Origin of the sequence: Flavobacterium sp. JAS, from assembly GCF_020991455.1 — a bacterium.
Lineage (GTDB): Bacteria > Bacteroidota > Bacteroidia > Flavobacteriales > Flavobacteriaceae > Flavobacterium.
This window is the reverse complement of the sequence record NZ_JAJMOX010000008.1, coordinates 1-21,571: the sequence shown is the minus strand read 5'-3', so window position 1 is coordinate 21,571 and position 21,571 is coordinate 1. Positions and strand designations below refer to the sequence as shown.

Sequence of the window (21,571 nt, the reverse complement as noted above, 5' to 3'; positions counted from 1 at the left end):
AACAATTTTTAGTATATTTGCTGTTCCAAATTATAACAAATTAATTATGTCCTTATTTTCAGATAACATCAGAGCATTGAGGGTTAAGCATAAAATATCTCAGGAGAAATTAGCTGAAAACCTTAGAATTACCCGAGGAAGATACGTTAAATATGAAGATGGAACTTCCGAAGCACCATATGATATTTTAAAGCAGATTGCTTTATATTTTCACATGAGTATCGATTTATTATTGTCTGTCGATATACGAAAGATAAACATTGAAAACTTGATAAAGTTAGAGGGTAACCGACTTATTCTGCCGATACAGGTAGATAGTTTTGGGGAGAATTATATCGAAATTGTATCTCAAAAAGCAAAAGCAGGATATCTAAACGGATATGCCGATCCGGAATATATTGAGAGTTTACAACAAGTTTCTCTTCCGTTTTTAGGACCAGGTAAACATAGAGGTTTCCCTGTAGAAGGAGATTCGATGCCACCACATGAAGACGGATCTATTATTATTGGTCGTTATGTAGAAAGGCTGGGAGAGGTGATGGATGGTAAAACATATATCCTGATTACCAAAAATGAAGGAATGGTTTATAAGCGTTTGAATAAGAATAAAAAGAATGCTTTGGTTCTGGAATCAGATAATCGATTTTATCCGAATTATGAAGTGAAAGCATCTGATATTCTTGAAATCTGGGAATACGAATGCAGCATCGGACGCAGTGATAAACGCCACGAAGCAACCGAATCGCAAAGCATGAAAGATTTACTTTTGGAGGTAAAAAGAGAAGTAATGGAGATTAAGAATAATACTTCGAATACATAATTTTTGCCACAGATTAAAAGGATTTTTGTCACGAATTCACTAATTTTGATTTAAAATAATTCGTGAATTCGTGGCAAAAAAACTTTAAAACACCTTCACAAAACCCAATCCATATTGCTGCCCGTTATAAAAAGGCATTACCATAGAAGTTGATTTGTTTTCAGAAGACGATTTAAAAAGTTTTTTGGTGATATATGGATTCATCCAATACGCCAATTTAGTACTCAAAATCCCGATTCCGGCTCCGGCAGCAACATCTGTTAGCCAATGACGATTGTTGTAAATTCTAAAAAGCCCGGTTCCTGTTGCTACGGCATAACCTGCAATTCCGTACCAAATAGATTTGTCTTTGTATTCCTGCCATAAAAATTCGGCTCCGGCAAAAGCAGTGGCTGTGTGACCGGAAGGAAATGAATTGTTAGAACTTCCGTCGGGACGTTCTTCATGTACGAGTGATTTTAAACCCAAAACAGTCGAAGCCATAATAACATACGAGGTCACAAAAATTACAGAACGATCACGCATATTATTTTTGCCTTTTACACCAAAAGCATTCAAAGCATAAACGGATGCTGCAGGTGCATATTGAGAGAAATCATCAATAGTGATTTTGTCGTCAATATCTTCGGTAACTTCATCTTTGATTTGATGGTTGAAACTCAGAAGTTGATCGCTTTCAATGCCAATAACCCCATATCCAATTAATACCCCCGGAATAATTAATTGTTTGTAATTGAATTTCAGGTTATGTGAAGTACTGTCAATTTTTGTTATGGAGTCGTTTTGTTGTGCATTGGCACTCAAAAAAACAAATAAAAACACCAGAGAAATCGTTTTGTAAAACATCTTTTGTTATTGTTATAAGTTGCAATAATAACGTATGTTCAAATTAACTATTTTGGGCTTAATCTAACCTTAAGCGAATATTAATTTCTTAGCTTTAAATGAGATAGTTGGATTAAGATTGGCTAAATATTATATTGTTTTTAAGTGTCACTCTGAGCGAAGTCGAAGATCTTTAATACTATAAAGTCCTTCGACTTCGCTCAGACGGACAATAGAAATGAAAATGGTAATTTCAAATATATTGTGTGTAAAAATATTTCTACCAAATATTTAATCTCTTCAAATATACTCTTTTAGGATTTAAATATTGGTAAAAAAAACAAAAATTAGTAAGAATGTACTGTGGGGGCTATATAAATTCCGTAGGAATGATTTATATTGTAGGAACGGATTTTAATCCGTTGAAAATGGATATAAATCTAAACATATTGTTTTGGCATTATATGTTTTTATGGAATCGGATTAAAATCCAGCCCTACAAAATTGGCTGAGCCTATGGTTCTTTTTTATACTTTCAACGAAAACCAAAATGTACTTCCTAAGCCTAAATTACTTTCTACACCAATAATACCATTTTGTGCTTCAATAAATTCTTTGCTAATCGCTAAACCTAATCCGGTTCCTGATTTTTGACTTCCGGGAATCTGGAAATATTTATCAAAAACCTTGTCTTTGTATCTTGCGTCGATGCCTTTTCCGGTATCAATTACTTGAAATACAATTTGATTATTTTCTTCTTTTAATCTGATAATAATCGTACTTTTTTCAGATGAATAGGTAATTGCGTTTGATAAATAATTAATCAAAACCCAACCTGTTTTTTCGCTGTCGGCTTTTACATCTTGTAGATTTTCATCGGCATCAATTACTAGTTTTATTTGTTTTTGTTCTGCCTGAACTTTTACAGCTTCAACAGCATAATTTACAATAGCATACGGATTGCTTTTGTCAATATTCAGCTGAATATTTCCGGTTTCCAGTTGTGATAAATTCAGTAATTCACCAGTGATTTTCAATAGCCTTTGACTGTCATCTTTTATACTTTCGACCAATTGTTTTTGATCATCGTTCATGTCGCCGGTTTTGCTGTTTTGAAGCAATTGAAGACTTAGTTTTATCGAAGCAATTGGCGTTTTTAATTCGTGCGAAACGGTGGCAATAAAATTAGTTTTTGCAAAATCAAGTTCTTTAAATAGAGTAATATTTCTAAGAATAATCACATCGCCAATATTGATTTCTTTTTCTTCGCCAGTTGGAGTTATCGTGATATTGATGGTTTCTTTATCAAAATAGCTTTCTTTTCCGTGAGCAAAAATCTTCATCGGTTGTTTTTTCTGAGAATCGGAAGCCAATTCTTTCAAAATTAACGAGCGGATTAAGTCATTTGACAAGGCTAGAGTAGAAGCCGATTTTCCGATAACATCCTCAGATTTCATTCCGATAATTTTCAAAGCTTCATCATTCACAAACAAAATGACACCTTCCTGATCCAATCCAATAATAGGATCGTGCATATTATTGATAAGTGTTTCCAGTCGTTTTTTCTCGAAGAATAATTTGTACAAATTACTGTTGTTGTATTCCTGGAGTTTCTGGGCCATTGTATTAAACGATTTTGCCAAATCTCCATATTCGTTATGATTGGTAAAATGTACACGTTCTGAATAATTTTTATTGGCAATTTCCTTAATACTCTGAGTTAGTTCCTTAATTGGATTGGCAATATTATTGGGTAAATTAACCAGCAAATTAAAAGCAATTAAAAAACATAAAGTTCCCACAATAGCAATCCATAAATTAGCATTTTCGGCAGTATGTTTGGCGATATCACTTTTCTGTTTTATGGCATCGAGATTGAGTTTCATAATTGCGAAAATATCTTGCCTGATTTGTGTTTTTACAGTTTCATTTGTGCTGTTTTTTTGCAGAAGCAAAAAATCTTGTTCAAGTTTAGTTGTTGCTTCTTTTTCACCGGGCTCAGTAACATTCTGAGTTTGTTTTTCAAGATATTCTTTAAAAGTAAGGATCTTATTATCGGTACTCATTTTAATTTCATCCAAAGACAAAATCATATTACGGGAATATTCAAGCGTATTATAATTTGCTTTCAGAATATTTTCAGTGTCTGCTTTTATCAAAAAAACAGAATATCCACTCACTAGTGAAAGTATGATAATCATTAAAAATAATAATCCAACTCCCAGATTCAATTTAGTTTTAATTCTCATGACGTTTGTTTTAAAAACAAGTTTTTTTATATATGAACCATTAAGTTATTAAGTTTCATAAAGCCAAAGCTTAATCTTTCTTAATCTCTTAATGGTAAAAAAAATTACGACAAAATAACAAGGTCTACATTCGATAAAGACAAGCTATTTAATAAGCGTCTGAAAATCGTTGTAGACAAAATTACTTTAAATAAATTCAAATGTGGTTTCCCAATGCAGACAGTTGTAATATGTTTTTCTTCAACCGCCATTAAAATTGCGTCTGCAATATTTTTATGTTCTATTTTAATCACTTCTGCGCCTAATTGTACTGCCAACTTAAAATTATTAATCAAATGGCGTTGTTTGTCCAATGCAATTTTGGTGCTGCTTTCTTTGGGCGTTTCCACATACAAAACATACCAGCTTCCGTTGTAATAACTCGCCAGACGTGCTGCTTTTCTAATCACAATTTTAGCCGTTTTATCATTACTACTAATGCAAGCCAAAAGTTTTTCGTGGCGTAAAGCGTGTAATTGAGGTACTTCATTTTCAACTTTTCGAACCACTTGACTTGCCACTTCTTTCAAAGCCAATTCGCGTAATTGCAGAATTTGATCTGATTTAAAGAAGTTTGTCAAAGCCGTCTGAATTTTATCAGCCGTATAAATTTTTCCTTCCTTCAAACGTGCAATCAAATCTTCAGAAGTCAAATCGATATTCACGACTTCATCGGCCAATCGTAAAACATTATCCGGAATTCGTTCCTGAACGTCAATATTGGTAATGCGTTTTACATCTTCATTCAGACTCTCAATATGCTGAATATTTACTGCCGAAATAACATTGATTCCCGCTTCAAGAATTTCTAAAACATCTTGCCAGCGTTTCTCATTTTTACTTCCTTCAACATTCGTGTGTGCCAATTCGTCAACAATTACAACTTCAGGTCTAAGGTTGATAATCGCTTGCACATCAAGTTCTTCCAGCTCTTTCCCTTTATAGAAAATGGTTCGCCGCGGAATCACGGGCAAACCAGATAAAAGTTCATGCGTTTCCTTTCGCATGTGTGTTTCGATGTAGCCAATTTTCACGTCAATTCCGTTTTTCAACAGCGAATGCGCTTCTTGCAGCATACGGTAAGTTTTGCCCACACCGGCACTCATCCCAATGTAGACTTTAAACTTTCCTTTTCGTGATTTCTGAATTAAATCGAGAAAGTGCTGTGCGTTATTTTTCTGTTCCATAAAAATATGCTTTAAGCAATAAGCTTTAGGCTTTAGGCTTTAGGCAGGATTGCGTTTTAAAAGCTTACTGCGTAAAGCCTATAGCTTAAAGCTAAAATGAAATCGCCAGCGAAGTTGTTACAAACGCATTTGTATTCGTTGGAAGATTGTCTTTTGTAAATATTTCATCTTTACTCGAAAGATTTCTTGCTTCTAATCTAAACATTACATTATCAGTAACTAAGTAATCAAAGTTAGCTGAAAATCCGTAAGTTTTAAAACCATTTGGAGTTTCCGTTGCGATAATAACTCCTTTTTCGTCACTGTAATACTCGCCACGAGCCGCTAATTGAATTTTATCAGTTGGTTTGTATTGCACGATCAAAACTGGTGAAAACCAAGTATCGTATTTGTTACTATTTTTAGCTGCTTGTTGGGATCCAACATCAAAACCAGCCGTAACATTTGTTTTGTCCGTTACTTTAAATTGTCCGTAAAAGTTATTAAAATAACGCCATTTTTTGTCGATATCCGGTTGTTCATTTCCAACATAAGTACTCCAATTCAAAACCACTCTGTCCGATGGTTTATAGGTAACTTGTGTTCCAAAAGCAGGCGTATGATTGCCTTCAACTTTCTCAATACGTTGCCAGCCATTCAAGTACATTCCTGCCAAATACCATTTTCCGGACTCAGACGTGTAACCAATTTTAACTCCCGTTTCATAATACGGAGAGTTTTCAGCGAGAATACTTCTCGTTAAAGTCGGACAATCTTTTCCAATTGCACTTTCAAAACCTATGTGCGCCGGCATAATTCCCGCATCAATCCATAAATTATGGCTTTGTGAAATCTTTACACCCACATTCGCCTCGTATACATTTTTCAATAAACCTTGTTCCGCCGCCATATTATATTCAGCGTAAGTTCCCGCCATTAAGGCAAAATTTCCGCGAATATTATCTTTAGAGTAATTCACTTTTGCTAGTCCTAAATTCAGGTTTACTTCATTGCTTTTGTTATAGTTATAAAAAAAGCTTGGACGAGTATGATTATCCGGTTTCCCGAAATCATAACTATAATAAACGTCTACATATCCTGAAAACGTAAGCGGACTTTTTGATTCTTCCTGTGCATGTAAATTGCTAAAACCAAAAGCGATTAAAGCGGTAAGTATAATTTTTTTCATTTTATTAATGTGGTATTTTATTAGTAGATTTATTCAGTTCGTCATTTCTGAATAAGTTTTTTAGGAGCTATTTCCCGCTATCCGTTTCAATCTTTTGTGTCTCCCGATAGCTATCGGGACCGGCACAAAAGGATTTTCACTACTATCGGGGCTAGGGCATTTGAGGTAAAAAAGGCATTTTCGTTTCCTGCAAGGTTTTCAAAACCTTGTAGGTATTAATTTAAGTTTTAGTTTGTCAACGTCTTGATTTGTCATTTCGACGGAGGAGAAATCTTCACAAGAAACTCCGCAAAGAATGTCAATCTATGTCGATTTAGCAACGAGGATTTCTCCTCCGTCGAAATGACACAAAATGAGCGAATTACTTTAGCATACCTACAAGGTTTTGAAAACCTTGCAGGATAAAACCTTAGTAACTTAGCAACTCAGAACCTAAGAACCTTTCTTAGAAAGCTCATCCAAAGCCACATTCAATTCCAACACATTTACTGTTGGAGTTCCCATAACTTTTGGCGTATTGATATTTGCTTCAACTAAAGCTTTTACTTTATCTTCGGCTAATTTTCTTTCTTTGGCAATACGTTTTACCTGAATCAAGGCACCTTCCGGAGAAATATTCGGATCTAAACCACTTCCTGAAGCCGTAACCATATCAGCCGGAATTTCAGATTTTTTTAAATAAGGATGAACGACTAAAAACGTATCAATTCTTTTTTGAACCAAAGCCAAATATTCAGCATTACTTGGTCCTTTGTTGCTTCCTGCGCTTCCTGCAGCATTATAATCTACAGCCGAAGGTCTTCCCCAGAAATAATTCGATTTATCGAATTTCTGACCGATTTTTTGGTAACCAACCACTTTTCCGTTAACGGAAATAGTTTCCCCTTTTCCATGATTTGGAGCAAATTGTGCAATTCCGTAAATCGCCAAGGGATAAATAACTGCAAACAGAATTACGGTAAGCAGTGTCAATTTTAATAGTGAAAATATAGTTTTCATTTTTTTTTGAGTTTCTAAGTCGCTGAGTTACTAAGTTGCTAAGACTAAGAAAAAAACTTAGAAACTTAGCGACTTAGAACCTCAGAAGCTTAATATTTACATAAATAAGGTAACAAGTAAATCAATTAATTTAATTCCGATAAAAGGGACAATCAATCCGCCTAAACCATAAATCAACAGGTTTCTTTTAAGGATTGCACTTGCACCAATTGGTTTATAATCAACACCTCTCAATGCTAATGGAATCAATATCGGAATGATAATGGCGTTGAAAATTACCGCTGATAAAATTGCACTTTCAGGGCTGTGTAAACGCATGATATTCAATCCTTCAAGCGCAGGAATCGCAGTAATAAAAAGAGCAGGAACAATAGCAAAATATTTCGCAACGTCATTTGCAATAGAAAAAGTAGTTAAAGTTCCGCGAGTCATTAAAAGCTGTTTTCCAATTTCAATAATCTCAATTAATTTCGTTGGATCATTGTCAAGATCGACCATGTTTCCGGCTTCTTTAGCAGCTTGAGTTCCGCTGTTCATGGCAACACCCACATTGGCTTGCGCAAGGGCAGGAGCATCGTTGGTTCCGTCACCCATCATAGCAACAAGTTTACCAAGGTTTTGCTCGTTTTTGATGTAATTCATTTTGTCCTCAGGTTTTGCTTCGGCAATAAAATCATCAACACCGGCAGCTTCGGCAATAAACTTAGCTGTTAGAGGGTTATCTCCTGTAACCATCACCGTTTTTACACCCATTTTTCTCAAACGGTCAAAACGTTCTTTCATTCCCGTTTTAATGATATCCTGTAATTCGATAACACCTTGAACCTGATTGTTTTTAATAACCACTAATGGCGTTCCTCCTTTAGACGAAATATCAATTACTTTTTGGGCAATATCTTCAGGGAAAGAGTTTCCGGCTTGAAGTGCAATGTTTTTTGCAGCATCCTGAGCACCTTTTCTAATATTGGTTCCGTCTTTTAAAATAACTCCGGAAGTTCTGGTTTCTGCGGTAAATTTTATTAAAGTAGCACCTTCAATTGATAATTTATTGGCAGTTTCGGCTCCAGCCAATTCCACGATACTTTTCCCTTCCGGAGTGTCATCTGCCAGTGAACTTAACACAGCAGATTTTATAAAATCTTCTTCTGAAACTCCTTTTGCAGGATAGAAATTTGTGGCTTTTCGGTTTCCAATTGTGATTGTTCCGGTTTTATCCAAAAGCAATACGTCAATATCTCCGGCAGTTTCAACCGCTTTTCCGGATTTTGTAATTACGTTGGCGCGCAATGCTCTGTCCATTCCCGCAATACCAATTGCTGAAAGTAAACCTCCAATTGTAGTTGGAATCAAACAAACAAATAGTGCAATGAAAGCCGCGATCGTGATGGGTGCATTTGCATAGTCGGCAAACGGTTTTAGCGTAACGCACACAATCACGAAGATTAAAGTAAATGCGGCTAATAAAATAGTCAAGGCAATTTCGTTTGGTGTTTTTTGACGGCTTGCACCTTCAACCAAAGCAATCATTTTATCCAAGAAACTTTCGCCAGGCTCAGAAGTTACGATTACTTTAATTTTATCAGACAATACTTTTGTTCCTCCGGTTACAGATGATTTATCACCACCAGCTTCCCGAATTACAGGAGCACTTTCTCCCGTAATAGCACTTTCATCGATAGTTGCTAAACCTTCGATAATTTCACCATCAGTAGCAATTAAATCACCTGATTCACAAACGAAAATATCTCCTTTTTTCAATTCAGATGAACTGATGTTTTTGATTTCTCCGTTAGGCAAAATTTGTCTTGCAGGAGTTTCTTCACGTGTTTTTCTTAAACTGTCAGCTTGAGCTTTCCCTCTGGCTTCGGCAATAGCCTCGGCAAAATTGGCAAACAAAAGCGTTGCAAGTAAAATTAAGAACACAATTAAATTATAGATAAAACTACCTTGATCTGTTGCTCCCATTAAAATGGAAATACAAACAGCAAACATAATGGCAGTTCCTATTTCTACGGTAAACATTACCGGATTTTTGATCATCATTTTTGGATTAAGCTTCACAAAAGATTGCACTAAAGCTTCTTTTACCTGTTTGCTTTCAAATAATGAATTGGATTTATTAGATGTCATTTTCTTTTATATTATTTTAAGGTAAAATATTCTGCCAATGGACCTAAAGCCAACGCTGGGAAGAATGATAAAGCAGCAATAATTGCGATTACGGCGAAAACCATTACTCCAAAAATAGAAGTGTCAGTTTTTAAAGTTCCTGCACTTTCCGGAATGTATTTTTTATTAGCCAATAATCCTGCGATTGCCAATGGCCCAACGATAGGAATGAAACGGCTCAATAGCAACACAATTCCTGTAGTGATATTCCAGAACGGATTGTTATCTCCTAAACCTTCAAAACCAGAACCGTTATTAGCGGCGCTTGAAGTATATTCATATAACATTTCTGAGAATCCATGATGTGCCGGATTGTTTAACCAGCCTGTTGCGTTTCCGCTAAACCAGTAACCCATTGCAGTATCATGTGCTGCAAAATAAGAAGCTAAAGCTGTTCCTGATAATATTAATAAAGGATGAAGAATAGCAATAAAGGCCGCAATTTTAACTTCCCGAGCTTCGATTTTCTTTCCTAGAAACTCAGGTGTTCGACCTACCATTAATCCAGAGATAAATACAGCCAGAATAATGAAAACATAGAAGTTCAGAATCCCAACTCCACAACCGCCATAAAAGGCATTGACCATCATGGCAAGTAATTCCATAGCACCGGAAACTGGCATTGAACTATCGTGCATACTATTTACAGAACCTGTAGAAATTACGGTTGTAGCAATACTCCAAAAACCTGAAATCGCTGGACCAAACCGAACCTCTTTTCCTTCCATGGCTCCGGTTGCTTGAGAGATTCCCATTTTTTCGATAGCGGGATTTCCGTTGATTTCGCTAATAACTGTTGGAATAACCAGCAGTAAGAATCCAACCGTCATGACTCCAAAAATTACATAAGATAATTTTCTTTTCTTTAGATAAAAACCTAAAGCAAAAATCATAGCAAACGGAACAATTAATTGCGCCCATAATTCAACTGCGTTGGTAAAATAAGTTGGGTTCTCTAATGGATGTGCCGAGTTGGCTCCAAAAAAACCACCACCATTTGTACCAATATGTTTAATAGCAATAAATGCCGCTGCGGGTCCGCGAGAAACTTCTACATGATCACCTTGTAAAGTTGTGATAGCATCTTTTCCTTCAAACGTCATAGGAGTTCCGCTAAATAATAGAGCAACTGCTACAATAGTAGAAAGTGGTAATAAAATACGTGTACAGCTTTTGATGAAATAATTGTAAAAGTTACCCAGTTTATCGGTAGTTCTTTCTCTCATTGCAGTAAAAATCATTGCCGCAGCTGCCATTCCAACACCAGCAGAAACAAATTGCAGGAACATTAAGAACATTTGTGACAAGTAAGAAACGCCGCTTTCGCCTGAGTAATGCTGTAAATTACAATTTACGACAAATGAAATGGCAGTATTAAAAGCCAAATCTGGACTCATAGACGGGTTGTTATCGGGATTTAAAAACAATGATCCTTGAAACAGTAAAACAAAAAAGCAAAGAAAGAACCAAACCATATTTATACCTAAAAGTGCTTTTAAGTGTTGTTTCCAGTTCATTTCTTCAGTGGAATTGATGCTGCTGATTTTAAAAATAAATTTTTCAATTGGATTGAAAATTGGGTCAAACAATGTTTTATCACCCAAATAAACTTTAGCAATATATTTTCCTATTGGAATGGCTAAAACTATCGTAATGATAAAAATACTGATGATGCCAAATAACTCTGTGTTCATATTTTGTATGTTAGAAATTAAATAAATTTGGGCTTTTATAAAAACATAATAAGTGTTATAAAGGCTAATGACCAAGCCACACACGCATATACTATTTGCATTTTTTTAGATTGTGACTTTTTCATTTTTTAAAATTTTTCAGGTTTGATTAATACATAAACCAAATAGCCAAAAACGGCGATCGAAATAATAAATAGTGCAGTCATGATTTAGATTTTTTCAAAAAATTCAACTGATTTAAAACAAATGGCAAAAAGCAAAACTGCCAATGCGAGTAAAAGGAAAGTGATTAACATGGAGATTATTTTAGATTTTAGACTTACGATTTCAGATTGCTAGGCGATTAAACAATTAAACATTTAACCGATTAAACTTTTATACACCAGATGTGTTAATTTGCTTGATATATTCCGCTTTAAGCGTTTGAGGAAACAGATGTGAAATATTGCAGTGACGTACTTCCATAAAAGAAGAAACCGAAAAAACATACACATTAGAAATGGCATTTTTAGTTTCGATACTTCCGGTAATAAATAAACGTTCAGCAAGTGCCAGACATTTTTTTGCTCTTACGATATTACCGGAAATGATAGATTTTTTGGTAATTTCGGCAAAGCGTTCAGCTTGTTTGTAGATTGTGGTGACTTGATTTTTCATGAGAATGATTTTTTTTGTTCATCTCACTTATGCCAAAATATGTTCCGAAAAAATAAGAATGGTGCTAAAGTGTTGTAAATAAAAGGAATGTAGTTTTATGCCAAAAATGAGGCATAAAAAAAGCCTATCAAAATGATAAGCTTTTATTGAAATGATAAGGTTGTCTTGGCTATTAACGATTCCTACAAGGTTCTCAAAACCTTGCAGGAATCGTGCTATAAGTTATATTCTTCTAACTTTCGATATAAAGTAGCAATACCAATTTCCAACAATCTGGCCGTTTCTGCTTTATTACCTTTCGTATAGTTTAAAACCTTCTGAATATGAAGTTTTTCTACACTTTGCATAGAGAAAGCCGACATTGACTTTGTTGGTTTTTCAGGTTGATGCTGCATTTCGTAAGGCAAAACATCACAAGTTAAAATAGTTCCGTTGCTTAAAATTACAGATCTTTCGATAACATTTTTAAGTTCTCGAATGTTTCCCGGCCACGAATAATTTTCTAATTTCTGAAGAAAATCATCAGCGATATCTAAGGTTTTTTTATTCGTTTTTTCAGAAAATTGTTTGACAAAAGAATGAGTAAGTGGACCAATATCTTTTATTCTTTCGCGTAAAGGCGGAAGTGTAATTTCAAAAATATTCAAACGGAAATATAAGTCAGAACGGAAACGGTGTTCTTCACTTTCTATTTTTAAATCTCTATTGGTCGCAGCTATTAATCTAAAATTTGATTTTTTTGGAGTTGTATCACCAATCGGGATATATTCGCTGGTTTCTAAAACACGGAGTAATTTTGCCTGTAACTCTATTGGCATTTCTCCAATTTCATCAAGAAATAAAGTTCCACCATTGGCTTCTTCAATAAAACCTTTTTTATCTTTTAAAGCTCCGGTAAAAGCACCTTGTTTGTGTCCGAATAGTTCACTTTCGAGAATTTCTTTACTAAAAGTACTGCAGTTTAGAGCCACAAACGATTTTCCAACACGATTGCTATTTTCATGAATGGCTTGGGCAAAAACTTCTTTTCCGGTTCCGGTTTCGCCGGTAAGCAAAACAGTCGAATCGGTTTTAGCTACTTTTTTGGCAAGATCAATAACTTGTTCGATTCCTTTAGATTTTCCTATAATGGTATTGAAAGAATATTTATCGCTAATACGTTTTTCTAATTGCTGAACTTTTTTCTGCAAATGCGCTTTTTCGACGGCTTTGTATAAAAGCGGAATAATTTTGTCGTTATCATCACCTTTTACAATATAATCAAAAGCACCATTTTTCATGGCCTGAACACCATCCGGAATATTTCCGAAAGCTGTTAGTAAGATGACTTCGATCAAAGGAAAACTTCCTTTTATGTTTTGCAGAAAATCAACACCATTTCCGTCAGGTAATTTTACATCACATAAAACAACATCAATATCTGTTTGTTCGAGTTTCTTAAAACCAGATTTCAAATCTTTGGCTTCAAAAACTTCAAATCCTTCTGATTTAATGATGCGTGCCAACAGATTTCTGAGTTTTTCTTCGTCGTCTATAATTAAAATTTTATGTGTCATTTGAGGAAAAGTCTTGAATCGAAATTTGTTTTCGAGATACAAATTTAGGTTTTAAATCATTCAACTTTTTTGATTGATTGGAAATTCTTGCGAAAATTCAATTTTCAAAATCGTTCCGTTATTGTTTTCCATTGAAAATTCTGCATCCAGATCATCACTCAAACCTTTTATTAAACTCATCCCAAACGAATTGATTTTCTTACCGCTAAAATCTGTATCAATACCAATTCCGTTATCAGATATTGTCAATAAATAACGATTTTTTGTCGTTGCTTCAAGCGAAATAAAAATCATTCCGCTTCGATCATCCGGAAAAGCATATTTAATTGAATTGGTAATAGCTTCATTCAAAATAAGTCCAAGCGGAACTGCTTGTGCAACATCTAATTCTAGCGGATCTATTTTTATTTCGAACCTAATTCTTTGCCCAAGATTGAAGGATTCTTTCAAATATTCAATCAATTCTCTGATATAATTTGGCATATTTATTGTCGAAATATTCTCAGAATTATACAATTTTTGATGAATCAAAGACATGGAATGAATTCGATGCTGACTGTTTTTTATCGCCGATAATGCCACATCATTATCCAAATAAGCCGATTGTGAATTCAACAGACTTATTACGGTTTGAAGATTATTTTTTACACGATGATGAATTTCTTTCAAAAGCCATTCTTTTTCATGAAGTAAATGCCTCAGATTAGTGTTTTTGTGTTTGATTTCTTTTTCTTTGAGTTCAAGCTTAGCATGATTTCGTTGTTTTAGACGATATCGATTATACAGCAAACCAATCGTAATTAACAGTAAAATCAAACTCCAAATCGATAAAGTATTCAAGAGTTTTGATTTTTGTAATTCACTTTCCTGCAATTTCGACTGATCGTTTAAAAGCTTTATTTTTTCTTCTTTATTTTTAGTCTCATATTCAATTTTTAACTCTTCGATTTGTTTGTTCTTAGTGTTGCCAATAATTGAGTCACTCAGCTTTTTGTAATTTTGAAAATGTGTTAAAGCACCTTTGTAGTTCCCGTTAATAGAATCTATTTTGAATAATAAAACCTGAAACACTTCTGAATTGTAGGTTTTATTATTGGCTTTACAAAGTGCAAAGACTTTATCAGTATAGAATTTTGCCTTTTGTGGGCGATTTGTATTAGCATAAAACAAAGCCATCAAAGTATATTCGTAAACAACTTCTCTAAAGGTTTCAGGAGCAGTTAACTGTTGTGCATAATAGTCCATTTCCTTAAAATATTTTTCGGTTTGTAAGTTATCCTTCAGACCATTATAACAATTAGCTTTAATGAAAGCAACAGACATTTTATCAAAAACAATTTTTGGCGGATATTGTGCAGTCATTGAATTAATATAATCAAGAGCTTCTTTATTTTTTCCCTTTAAGGATAGAGCTGTAACAGCACTAAAAAAGCTTTTATACCAGGTACCGCTATTTAAAGTTTGCTGCCCTATTTCGATACTTTTTTTATACAGTTCCAGTGCTTCCTCGCTATGTCCCATTGTATTGTATACATCTCCCAAACGCATGTAAAAAATATCGCCTAAAGTATAATCTTTTTCAGCGTCCATCCTTTTTATACTTTTTAGAGCATAGTACAAAGCGCTTTTTAAGTTACGCTGATTCAATTCGATAAATACAATGGTTGTTTCTGCAAATTGCTGGTGTGTGAAACCAATTTTTCTCAAATCGATTAAATTTTGATACAATCTTTTTTTAGCCTCATCGATTCTTCCTGTCCAAAAATAGATGGTGGTAATTTTCATGTAGTTTTCTATTCTTTTTTCTTCTAATCCCAATGCGGCATAAAGAGAAATGGCTTCCTGAAGTGTTTTCTCTTTTTCAGGATCGAAATTAGACAGTAGAGTTCCATATGCATCGAGAGCATCTGCAAGGCCAAGTTTATCATTCTGTTTTCGGCATTCATTGATAACCTGCGAAAAGTATTTCTTTCCTTCCGGTTGATTATTTGCTTGAAAATAATACTTGCCTAACAACAATAAACTCTGATGTTGCCATTTTTTTAGTTTAAGGGAATTACTTGAATCAACTGCTTCTTTGATATATAAGAAGGCATCTTGTAAGTCTTCGGGTTTTGTTCCGGGTTTAAAAAGGTAAAAGTTTCCTAATTGTATCAATAATTTAATTTGATCCTCACCTTTTGATTTTGCCAGAAGGCGTTTTACCGAATTAGTATCTCCTTTTTCTATTAAATCTTTTCCAATTAAATAAGAACCATCATTAAATCCTTCGTCGTAAGTTAAAGAAACCGGTAATTTATAAGCTTTGCAAGCCAGAACAACAGAACTGTCTACATCAATTGCACCCTGATTTGAGTTGTATAAATAGATGGAAGAAGCCTGAATCAAAAGCCTTTTTTTCTTTAAGTCATATTTAGTTACTGAAGGCGAAGTTTGTGCCCAAGATTGAAATATGAGAAAGAATAAAAAATATAAAAAATAGAATTGTTTCATATTTTGCTCAGGATTAAATTTGTTAAGGTCTTGTGGTAAACAAATATAAAATAAAGGCTTTTAATGGTTTGAAATAATATCAGGAAAATTCACATAAAAGCGTTATTTTATGATTTAAATTTAAAGAAATCGAGGTTTTGCTTCGTAAAATTAACTAATTTTATACTGATATATTAGATTAATATAACGCCAAAACGCTATAATTATGAAAACGAATTCCAGTGGAATAAATAATGTATCTGAAACAATATTTAAAAAGCGAATTTTAATTGTTGAAGATCAATTTATTGAAGCACATGATTTGCAATTAATACTCGAAAAAGCAAATTATGAAGTGACTGGAATTGCACGTTCTGTTGATAAGGCATTAGAACAAATTGAAAGTGAAAAGCCTGATTTGGTGTTTTTAGATATTATGCTAAAAGGAACCCGAAACGGAATCGAATTGGCTCAGATTTTAAAAGAAAAGCATATTGGATTCATCTTTATTTCGGCCAATTCCAGCAAAAGTATTTTAGATCAGGCAAAAACCACACAGCCCTACGGATTTATCGTAAAACCTTTTAGAGAACAAGATGTTTTAACCACGCTTGAGATTGCTTTTTATCGTCAGGAATATAGTTTAGAATCGCAGTTGATGCAACAATTACAGCTTCAGAATGCTATCAATGAAATTGTAAATTCTGATTTGAAATGGGAAGATGCATTGTTATTGCTTGCAAAAAAAATACAATCCTTTATTTCGTTTGATTACTTAGAAGTTGGTTTTCTGAATACGACAAGTTATGATAATTTGGGTATTATGCGTAAAAACATAGATGATTATCAGATTATAAGTCCCGAAAAACTATCTAAAATAGCAGATGTTTCGGTAAAAGAATTAAATGAGACTTATAAAAAATCAAGACCTGATGCAAAACCTATCATATATAGCGAAGAATCATTGATAAATAATTTTCAGGAAGCACCAATAAAAAGTTTAATTGCTCATAATTTCGGAATCAAATCGTATTTGGTTTTCCCAATTACAATCGCATCAGCTCAAAAATTTTATTTTACTTTTTACAGTCGAAATTTCAGCGTGTATTCTGATGGAAATTTAAAACTGCTATCAAACTTAGAAAATAATCTACTTCAGTTTATCAATAAAGCCAATTCAGGAGAAGTTTTGAATGTGGGTGAAAAAGTAAAAAAAGAAACCGTAAGTAAAAGTTCAGCTTCTGAAAAAAGAATAATTGGCTTTGAGGGAATAATAGGAAACAGCAGTCAAATGATAACTGTTTTTGACCATATTAGAAAAGTAGCTCCTTCAGATACTTCCGTTTTAGTTTTGGGCGAAAGCGGAACAGGAAAAGAAAAAATCGCTCAAAGCATTCATGCACTTTCACCTCGAAAAGACAAACCCTTGGTCATTATAAATTGTGGGGCCATTCCTGAAAATCTTGCAGAATCATTGCTTTTCGGACACGAAAGAGGTGCTTTTACAGGAGCTTTAGACAGACGAATTGGTAAATTTGAATTGGCCGATGGTGGAACTATTTTTTTAGATGAAATAGGAGAGATGCCATTAGAACTTCAGGTTAAACTATTGCGCGTTTTGCAGGAAAGAGAAATCGAACGTATTGGTGGAAAAGAGCCTCTAAAAGTTGATGTTAGAATTATTGCCGCCACCAATAAAAACTTAGAAGAGGAAGTTGCTGCCGGACGATTTAGAATGGATTTGTATTATCGTTTGCATGTTTTTCCAATCTTAGTTCCGCCATTAAAAAAACGAAAAGAAGATATTCCGGAATTAGCAAACTATTTTACTCAGGTTTACAGTGAGAAAATGGGGCGAAAAGCTCCTGTATTTTCAGAAGATGCTTTACAGCAAATCATGAATTACAACTGGCCGGGAAATATTAGAGAATTAGAACATGTGATACAACGCGCAATTTTATTGACGGACGGAAACACAATTAAAGAAATCGAATTTTCGTCATCTTCAAAAATGCACCCTGATCAGGCAAACGAGTCATTTTCGATCAAAACTATTCTGGAAAACGAAAGAGATTATATTTTGTACATCCTGAAAAAATGCAACGGAAAAATATCAGGAACCGGTGGTGCAGCAGAAATTCTGGACATACATCCTTCAACATTAAATTCAAAAATCAAAAAACTGGAAATCAAAAGAGAATTAAATTAAACTGATTTTCTCCAGCCAATTGACAATAAAATCTGCGGTTTCTTTCCAGTCCAATTGTCCTAGAACAAAATGGTTTCTATTTTCAAATTCCTTATAACACGTTATAGAATGCACGTTTTTGTACTTCTTAAAATTAGAATAATTGAGTGATGATGGTATAATATTGTCATTAGAACCCGATAAAAAAAGTATTGGAACGTGGGCTTTTTTAAAATTAATTTTAGCTGAATTTGACAATACGTCGCGTATTATTTGCTTAGATTCCGGAATCAACAATTGTTCATAAGATGCTTTTTGTTCCTCAAAAGACATTCCGTTTGTAAAAGCATATTGCCATTCTTTAAAGGACATTAAATGCGTCTTTTTTGTAGAAGAAAAAAAGCCCAAAGTTTTCCATATTGCTTTATAAAAAGAGAATTTGGTTGTGACAACACCCCTTGGAGGAAAAGAATGAATGCATACTCCTGTGGCGGCTAGTTTTTTGTGAATTAATAATTGGGTCAAAAGACCTCCGTAAGAATGCCCAATTAGGATGGGTTTCTCTGATAGTTTTTCGATAATTTCAGTATAGTAATCAATTAAGATTTTTAAGCGCAGCTGCGCAATTTTAGAATTTGGATGTTCACTTCTTAAAGTTTCTGCCAATTCGTTTTTGTACGGCCATGGTGGCGCAACAGTTTTGTATCCTTTATTTTCAAAAAAAACTATCCACTCCTGCCAGCAAGAATGACTCACAAATGCTCCTGTAATAAACACAATGGTTTTTGTATTAGATAGGTACATAATAAGTAGTTTGAGATTTTTTTGAATATTTAGAAAATAACAAACTACATGCCTTATTTGTAAAGTATTGATTATAAAAGAACTTCTCGCATTTTGTACGATAAGAATTATTATATATCGTTAAATGCGATTTTAAACTATTGAAATATCATTTTTTGGAACATAATTTTTCAAAGAAATGTATCTTTAGAGACTCTAAATCAGATATTTCAAATGAATATAATACAACCCCAAATGAAAACATTTTTATTGATTTCTTTTGTCCTTATCAATGGAATGTTTTTTTGCTCAGCAAATACTTCAAATCCTAAAGTTGATTCCTTAAAAACAAAATCGATTTCCTTTAAAATAAAATTAAAATCAACTGAAAAAGTAAAAATTCAAACTTCTGCTTTAAAATTCAATAAACATTTGGCGTACAGTTTTACTGTCGATGATGGATATCGATCTACTTATTTAACCGCTTTCCCATTATTGAATGGAGGAAAAATTAACGGAAAAATGATTAGCGAATGGAAAAACGATCAGGGTGGAGACGGAACAACTTCAAAAGGTCTTTTTTATACGAATGGTTTGGGAAACAAAATTCCGTTTAAATTGGGATTAGCCGTTAATGGTGCAGCAATTGGAGATTTACCAGCCAATCGCGGACATCTTTCCTGGCTTGAAGTAAAAGAAATGTATGATGCCGGTTGGGATGTTTTGAATCATGGCTTTCATCATGCAACCAAACACGGAACTAATTTTTTGACTGAAGTAACCGAGAATACAGCTTCAATAAAACAAAATTTAGGATTTACGATGTCGCAATTTGTAGTGCCTGGCGGCGAAAGTGATCCCGGATATCAATTGGAATATGAAAGAGATGCATTGGCAAATGGTTCTTTTTCAGTGGCTTCTTACGTAGGTTCAGGACCAATAATTAATGTGAAAGAAAAAGTAAATTTGGATAAAATGATTTATGCCAGGACTTTTGTTCATAGTTCACAAGATACAATTGGTTTTAAAACTATGGATCATTATCTGGAAACCTTAGCGTCAGTTGTAAAATCACCAAACCCAGTTTGGTATAATGAATTCACACATGGAGTTGGAAATCAAAATCTGTGGTCGTTGAGTATGCGTTTCTCGGATTTTAAATATTATATGACCACAATTGCCAATAAATATGGAGTAAAAGGAGACGATAGTATTTGGATGGCGCCTTGGCAGGAGGTTTACGAATATATTTGGTTGCGTGACAGAATCAAAATCAATTACGAGCAAAATAATAAAGAAGGTTTAGTAACAATTGAACTTCCTGAAATTCCGGAAACATTTAGGTATCGTGCTATTTCTTCATTGTTTGTTGATTCACCTTCAAAATTCGAAATAGAATCAAATTCACCAGATTTTAAAATTTCAAGTGACGGAAAAACAACACATAAATTAATCACGATTCAACTAAAATAGAAAAAGGTTTTTGCCATAGATTAAAAGGATTATATGGATTTTATTTCACGCAGGTTAGGTAAATCTGAGAGAATCATCTAATCTGTGGCAAAAAAATAATTTGAGAAAATTCGGGGAATTGGGCTGCAAAAACATTTAATTAATCTCTATATTTTTTAAATTAATTATCAAAATGACTGATTTATTGTGGTTTTGGTTTTAAGGAGAAACATTATAATTCTATTAACACTAGAAAAGAAAAGACATCTCTATAAATGAATTAATTTTGTGCAAATCAAAAATTTTCATGAAAAACCCAATTTCAGTCTCTATATTAGAACTAGCAATTATCACACAAGATAGCAATGCTACCGAAACATTTCAAAAAACAAAAGACATAGCGCAACTCGCAGATCAATTAGGATACAAGCGTTTTTGGCTCGCCGAACATCATAATATGGCACATGTGGCCAGCTCGGCAACGGTAGTCTTAATAGGTTATATCGCCAGTCAGACAAAAAACATTCGCGTAGGTTCAGGCGGAATCATGTTGCCGAACCATTCTCCTTTAATAGTAGCCGAACAATTCGGAACCTTAGAAACACTTTACCCAAACCGAATTGATTTAGGATTAGGTAGAGCACCAGGAACAGATCAGCCAACAGCCGAAGCAATCCGAAAAGATTTTTTCGAGCAAGCGCAGCGATTTCCGCAAAATGTAACCAAGCTTCAGGATTATTTCTCAGTAGAAAATGCTACAGCAAAAGTTCGTGCTTTCCCAGCCGAAGGCACAAATATCCCTATTTGGATTTTAGGTTCAAGTATGGAAAGTGCTGCTCTCGCTGCTGCTTATGGTTTACCTTATGCATTCGCTGGACATTTTGCACCACGCCAAATGATTCAGGCATTTGAGTTTTATCGCGAAAATTTCCAGGCTTCAGCAGTTTTAGATAAACCCAAAACCATGGCGTGTGTGAATATCGTTGCCGCAGACACCAATGAAGAAGCCGAATTTCTATCCACGAGTTTGTATCAAATGTTCCTTAACCTGATCCGTAACGATCGAAAAGGTTTACAGCCGCCAGTTCCGTCTCTGGATGATATTATGAGCGAAGAAGAACGTTTTCATGTCAATCAAATGACAGCTTGCACCTTTACCGGAAACAAAGAACAGTTAATAGTCGATCTTAAAAAGTTTATTGATTACGCAAGAATAGATGAGTTAATGGTGACCAGTCCAATTTTTGATCATCAGGCAAAACTAAAAAGCATTCAAATCACCAAAGAAGTAATCGACGCTTTAAACTAATTAC

16 protein-coding genes are annotated in these 21,571 nt (G+C 34.2%); 4 read left to right on the top strand and 12 right to left on the bottom strand.

All coding sequences use genetic code 11. The annotated features are described in order from the left end of the window. Positions 1-46 precede the first annotated feature (46 nt). On the top strand, positions 47-820 hold the full coding sequence (locus LPB88_RS12780; RefSeq protein ID WP_089352123.1) for a LexA family transcriptional regulator: 774 nt from the start codon (positions 47-49) through the stop codon (positions 818-820). 84 nt (positions 821-904) lie between these two features. On the opposite strand, the gene LPB88_RS12775 is transcribed toward LPB88_RS12780, so the two are convergent. The 11 genes from LPB88_RS12775 to LPB88_RS12725 form a co-directional block, all read right to left on the bottom strand. Beyond that, on the bottom strand, positions 905-1,666 hold the full coding sequence (locus LPB88_RS12775; protein WP_230716078.1) for a phosphatase PAP2 family protein: 762 nt from the start codon (positions 1,664-1,666) through the stop codon (positions 905-907). 506 nt (positions 1,667-2,172) lie between these two features. Continuing rightward, entirely contained in the window at positions 2,173-3,894 is a 1,722-nt protein-coding gene (locus LPB88_RS12770) for an ATP-binding protein (RefSeq protein WP_230716077.1), read from the bottom strand. Positions 3,895-3,998: 104 nt separating this feature from the next. Further along, positions 3,999-5,120, bottom strand: a complete 1,122-nt coding sequence (locus LPB88_RS12765) for a sensor protein KdpD (RefSeq protein WP_230716076.1) — start codon at positions 5,118-5,120, stop codon at positions 3,999-4,001. 91 nt (positions 5,121-5,211) lie between these two features. After that, positions 5,212-6,288 carry a porin gene (locus LPB88_RS12760; protein WP_230716075.1) on the bottom strand — a complete coding sequence of 359 codons (1,077 nt, stop codon included), beginning with the start codon at positions 6,286-6,288 and terminating at the stop codon, positions 5,212-5,214. A 432-nt stretch (positions 6,289-6,720) separates the two neighbouring features. After that, positions 6,721-7,287 (bottom strand): K(+)-transporting ATPase subunit C, encoded by a 567-nt coding sequence (locus tag LPB88_RS12755; protein WP_230716074.1) that lies wholly within the window; start codon positions 7,285-7,287, stop codon positions 6,721-6,723. A 96-nt stretch (positions 7,288-7,383) separates the two neighbouring features. Then, positions 7,384-9,417: a potassium-transporting ATPase subunit KdpB gene (gene kdpB / locus LPB88_RS12750; protein WP_230716073.1), complete on the bottom strand. Its 2,034-nt coding sequence runs from the start codon at positions 9,415-9,417 to the stop codon at positions 7,384-7,386. 11 nt (positions 9,418-9,428) lie between these two features. Then, positions 9,429-11,150: a potassium-transporting ATPase subunit KdpA gene (gene kdpA / locus LPB88_RS12745; protein WP_230716072.1), complete on the bottom strand. Its 1,722-nt coding sequence runs from the start codon at positions 11,148-11,150 to the stop codon at positions 9,429-9,431. Positions 11,151-11,278: 128 nt separating this feature from the next. Further along, positions 11,279-11,356, bottom strand: a complete 78-nt coding sequence (kdpF, locus tag LPB88_RS12740) for a K(+)-transporting ATPase subunit F (RefSeq protein ID WP_072975519.1) — start codon at positions 11,354-11,356, stop codon at positions 11,279-11,281. Positions 11,357-11,525: 169 nt separating this feature from the next. Further along, positions 11,526-11,807: a hypothetical protein gene (locus LPB88_RS12735; RefSeq protein ID WP_230716071.1), complete on the bottom strand. Its 282-nt coding sequence runs from the start codon at positions 11,805-11,807 to the stop codon at positions 11,526-11,528. A gap of 215 nt (positions 11,808-12,022) precedes the next feature. Then, positions 12,023-13,363 carry a sigma-54 dependent transcriptional regulator gene (locus tag LPB88_RS12730; RefSeq protein ID WP_230716070.1) on the bottom strand — a complete coding sequence of 447 codons (1,341 nt, stop codon included), beginning with the start codon at positions 13,361-13,363 and terminating at the stop codon, positions 12,023-12,025. 60 nt (positions 13,364-13,423) lie between these two features. Continuing rightward, positions 13,424-15,856 carry a sensor histidine kinase gene (locus tag LPB88_RS12725; protein WP_230716069.1) on the bottom strand — a complete coding sequence of 811 codons (2,433 nt, stop codon included), beginning with the start codon at positions 15,854-15,856 and terminating at the stop codon, positions 13,424-13,426. Positions 15,857-16,061: 205 nt separating this feature from the next. Between LPB88_RS12725 and LPB88_RS12720 the strand changes: the two genes are divergently transcribed. Further along, on the top strand, positions 16,062-18,044 hold the full coding sequence (locus LPB88_RS12720; protein ID WP_230716068.1) for a sigma 54-interacting response regulator: 1,983 nt from the start codon (positions 16,062-16,064) through the stop codon (positions 18,042-18,044). Here LPB88_RS12720 and LPB88_RS12715 read toward each other — a convergent pair. Further along, positions 18,036-18,827, bottom strand: coding sequence for an alpha/beta hydrolase (locus LPB88_RS12715; RefSeq protein WP_230716067.1), 792 nt, complete (start codon positions 18,825-18,827; stop codon positions 18,036-18,038). The two genes, LPB88_RS12720 and LPB88_RS12715, sit on opposite strands and share 9 nt — an antisense overlap. A gap of 234 nt (positions 18,828-19,061) precedes the next feature. Here LPB88_RS12715 and LPB88_RS12710 point away from each other — a divergent pair, with 234 nt between their 5' ends. Then, entirely contained in the window at positions 19,062-20,279 is a 1,218-nt protein-coding gene (locus LPB88_RS12710) for a polysaccharide deacetylase family protein (RefSeq protein ID WP_230716066.1), read from the top strand. Positions 20,280-20,565: 286 nt separating this feature from the next. Then, complete coding sequence (locus tag LPB88_RS12705) at positions 20,566-21,567, top strand: LLM class flavin-dependent oxidoreductase (RefSeq protein ID WP_230716065.1); 1,002 nt, start codon at positions 20,566-20,568, stop codon at positions 21,565-21,567. Positions 21,568-21,571: the final 4 nt, after the last annotated feature.